At 53.9% G+C, this 3,779-nt stretch carries 1 protein-coding gene and 2 pseudogenes; all 3 read right to left on the bottom strand.

Going from position 1 to position 3,779, the window contains the following annotated elements; translation table 11 throughout:
- Positions 1 to 756, bottom strand: a 756-nt coding sequence (locus AQR02_RS34485; protein WP_245237520.1) for a UxaA family hydrolase, incomplete at its 3' end; no start/stop codon positions are given.
- A gap of 330 nt (positions 757 to 1,086) precedes the next feature.
- A pseudogene (locus tag AQR02_RS35180) lies at positions 1,087 to 2,417 on the bottom strand (tagaturonate reductase).
- Between the two features lie 213 nt (positions 2,418 to 2,630).
- A pseudogene (locus tag AQR02_RS17465) lies at positions 2,631 to 3,629 on the bottom strand (LacI family DNA-binding transcriptional regulator); the annotation flags it as partial.
- Positions 3,630 to 3,779: the final 150 nt, after the last annotated feature.

Genomic DNA, 3,779 nt, shown 5'->3' with positions numbered 1-3,779 from the left:
CTCGCGGGCATCATCCTTAGCGGCTTCATACAGCTCCTCCAGCAGGGCAAGGCCAGCCTCGACCTCATCGCCCACCTCCTGGGCTACGAGGAATTTGACCCGTGATTCGTCGTAATCGCCCAGCATGCTGCGGAATTCTGCGACGATATTGTTCTCACAGCCGAGGCCGAACACGAGCACACCTCCGGCATTGGGATGATTCACGGCATCCAGCAGGATACTGCGGGTCATGCAGTGATCATCTCCCAGCTGTGAGCAGCCGTAAGGATGCTTAAGCACCGTGAAATTGTCGAAGCCGCCAAGGTCCGGATGCGCGGCCTTGAACTCCGTCAGCATTTGTTCAGCAATGCCGTTCACACAGCCGACTGTAGGGATAATGAACAGGTCATTGCGGATGCCGACCTTGCCGTTAGCACGCCGGTAGCCTTGAAAGGTCAACTCCCGCTTCGGATAGGTGACCGGATGGAGCTCAGGCTTGTAGTCATATTCCTCTTCGTCGGCCAGATTAGTCTTAATGTTATGCGTGTGAATCCAGTCGCCTGCTGCGATAGGGGCAATCGCGTGCCCGATCGGATAGCCGTATTTGGTAATTACGTCCTCCGCTGCGAAGGCGGTGAGTGCAATTTTGTGCCCCTGTGGAATATCCTGGCCTGCCTGAACGGTCACCCCGTCGATTTCAAGCTGCTCACCGGCAGTAACCGGACGCAGGGCTACAGCGACTGTATCGCGGGGATTCATTTTCATTAATCGTTTCATGCTGTCTGTCCCTCCTAAAAAAGTGGTTATGATATCAAGGCAGTGTACCCGCCTTATTCTGATTCTTACGGACTGCGGAGCCCTTATTTGGCCTGAAAGTGTACATTCCACCGGCTAACGGACCGTACTGAACTTATCTCTTCATTTGTTGCCGGAAGGTAGAGAGATGACCGTCAATAAGGGCGCTGGAGTCCGTTAGCCTGTCAATAAATGAAATTCAGGTAAAATAAGAGCTGCTCTGTCCGTTAGGTAGAGCTATAGTCTTTGGTTCAATAGATCCTACTGTTAGTGAGGTATCAAAAGTACCGCCATTTGTCCGGAAACGGTGTTCTATTGGTGCACAGCCTGCTGCAGCACCGCACGGCTGTCGGTGCGGTCAAGCTCCAGCAGCTTCGCGGCAAGGCCTTCTGCAAGTCCTGGAATCTGCGTCAGATCCTGGCCCCATAGGCTTTCATCGGCAAGGATGGTCTGCACGAAGCTGCCCGGATGGCTCCAGGCCAGATCGAATACTTCCAGTACCTCTGCACCGTCTTGTCTGGCCACGCGGTCTCCCCGGTAGCTGAGCAGCAGGGCGGCAAAGGCTAGTGTCATAAGCTCAGGCAACTGGCCGCGCTCCTGGCGGTAGCGGAGCAGCACCGGCAGCAGCCGGGACTTGAACTTGGAGATGCTGTTCAGCGAGATGGATGCCAGTTCATGACGGACGAATGGATTTCTGAACCGCTCCAGTACAGCAGCTGAGTAGGAGGACAGCTCCTCGGCAGGCAGATCCAGCATCGGGCTCAGCTCATCGTTCATCAGCTCCTGCACGAAGCGGAAGAAGGTCTCGTCGTTCATTACATCCTCGACGGTCTCCAGGCCGGCCATCATGGCAAGCGGAACCATTGCTGTATGCGGACCGTTCAGCAGATGAACCTTGCGTTCGCGGTAGGGCGTCATGTCGTCTGTTATAACTACGTTAAGTCCGGCTTCTGCCAGCGGCAGCTTCTCGGCCAGCCAAGACGGGCCTTCAATCACCCAGAACAGGAAAGGCTCGGCGGTAACCATCAGATTGTCCAGATATCCAAGCTCTGCTTCCAGCTGCGCAGCCTTGTCGCGCGGGTAGCCTGGTACGATCCGGTCCACCAGGCTGCAGCAGAAGGTGTTCTCTTCCTCCAGCCACTTCGCGAAGGCATCGCCGAGCTGCCACTCAGCAGCGTACTGCAGCACAATTTCACGCAGCTTCTCGCCGTTGCGGTCAATCAGCTCGCAGGGGATATGACAAAGCCTTTTTTGCCCAGCTCAAAACGTCTATGCAGCAGCGCGGTCAGCTTGGCCGGAAAGCTCTTCGGAGGAGCATCATTCAGCGCGTCCCCTGCGTGATAGGCAATGCCGGCTTCAGTGGTGTTCGAGGTGATGAATTCTAGATTATCGTCTTCAGCCAAGGCCAGATAGGCAGCGTAGTCGTCGTAGGGACTGATGACCCGGCTGACGCTTGCGATGATCTCCCGGGAATTCACAGTCTGCTCCTGCATAATTCCGTTTAGCAGCACGGTGTACAGATTATCCTGTTCAGCCATCAGTGCGCCAAGCCCCTGGCCGATTGGCTGTACCAGCACTGCACTGCCGTTAAACAATCCCTTATTATTCATCTGCTGCAGCTGCCAGTCTACAAAGGCGCGCATGAAGTTGCCTTCACCGAACTGGATCATCCGTTCAGGATACACGGGCAAGCCGGGTTGGTTGCTTCTGGATAGGCGTTTTGTCATGGGTTTCACAATCTCCTTTAAGATACATAATAAATGCACACGTGAACATTTTTATCAGGAAGAAGCGGATTATCCCTCCGCTTGGGAAGGGCATCCGGTTCTGCAAGAAACAAAGAGGATAGGGGCTGCTTAACACCCTGCTACAGTATCACGGACGACGAGTGAGGTCTTAACGAATAATTGCTGCGGTTTCGTCTCCGGCTGCTGCAGCAGCTGGATCAGCATCTTCGTGCCTAGCTCACTGATATCGGCAATTGGCTTGCGGACTGTCGTCAGCGCGGGATTCGTATACCGGGCGAACATAATATCGTCGAATCCGAGCAGGGAAATCTGCTGTGGGATGCTGATCTTGCGGGCGTAGCAGGCATTCATGGCACCGATGGCCATATCATCATTGGAACAGAATACGGCAGTCGGCCGCTCCGAAAGGCTGAGCAGGGCAGTCATTGCGGCATAACCGCTTTCAATACTGTAATCCCCCGCTGCAAAATAATCGGAATTCAGCTGCAGGCGGTGGTCAATCAGACTGTCCATAAAGCCTTGCTTGCGTTCGGTCGAAGATTTGAATCCGGGTTTTCCCTCAATAATAGCCAGCCGCTGGTGTCCTTGCGAGACCGCATAGTCGATAGCTTCCTTGACGCCCTCGCGGTCGTTCGCCACCACGTTCATAATACCCGGGTCCTCCAGCTGGCGGTTCAGCACGACCAGGGGAATGCCCATCGTCTTGACATGGTAAATAAAAGCATTATCCTCATCGCTCTGGCTCATGACGAGAATGCCGTCAAAACGCTGCGGCTGAATATTTCCAAAGTTGTGGACGCCGTCGATTCCGTGAACGGTCAGGTTGAAGTTCTCATCCAGCACATGGCTGATCCCTTTGATCGCATCCACAAGAAAGCTTGACGAGGTTCCCTGATCAATACTGGAGAAGAACAGCCCGATGGTAAAGGAGCGCTTGGTAACCAGGCTCTTGGCGCTGTAATTCGGCACATAATTCATTTCCGCGGCGATTTTCTCAATCTTGTCGCGGGTGACCTTCTTGATCAGCGGGCTGCCGTTAAGCGCTCTGGACACAGTGGTATGGGAGACGCCGGCAACACGGGCAATGTCTTTGATGGTAATCATAAGTTCTCCCCGGCAATAGAATTGTTAACGATTTCAGTGTAGTCCTCAAGCCCCTTCAAGTCAAGAGGATAATGAAATGCACACGTTAAAATTTTTGTTGGCATAGACCTCCCGGGAGAGCTATAATCAACTTGCTTGTTTGACGAGACCGGA

The organism is Paenibacillus ihuae (genome assembly GCF_001368795.1).
In the GTDB taxonomy this organism is placed as follows: Bacteria; Bacillota; Bacilli; order Paenibacillales; family Paenibacillaceae; genus Paenibacillus_AQ; species Paenibacillus_AQ ihuae.
The sequence above is the reverse complement of the archived record's forward strand: the minus strand, read 5'-3'. Positions and strand labels throughout refer to the sequence as shown.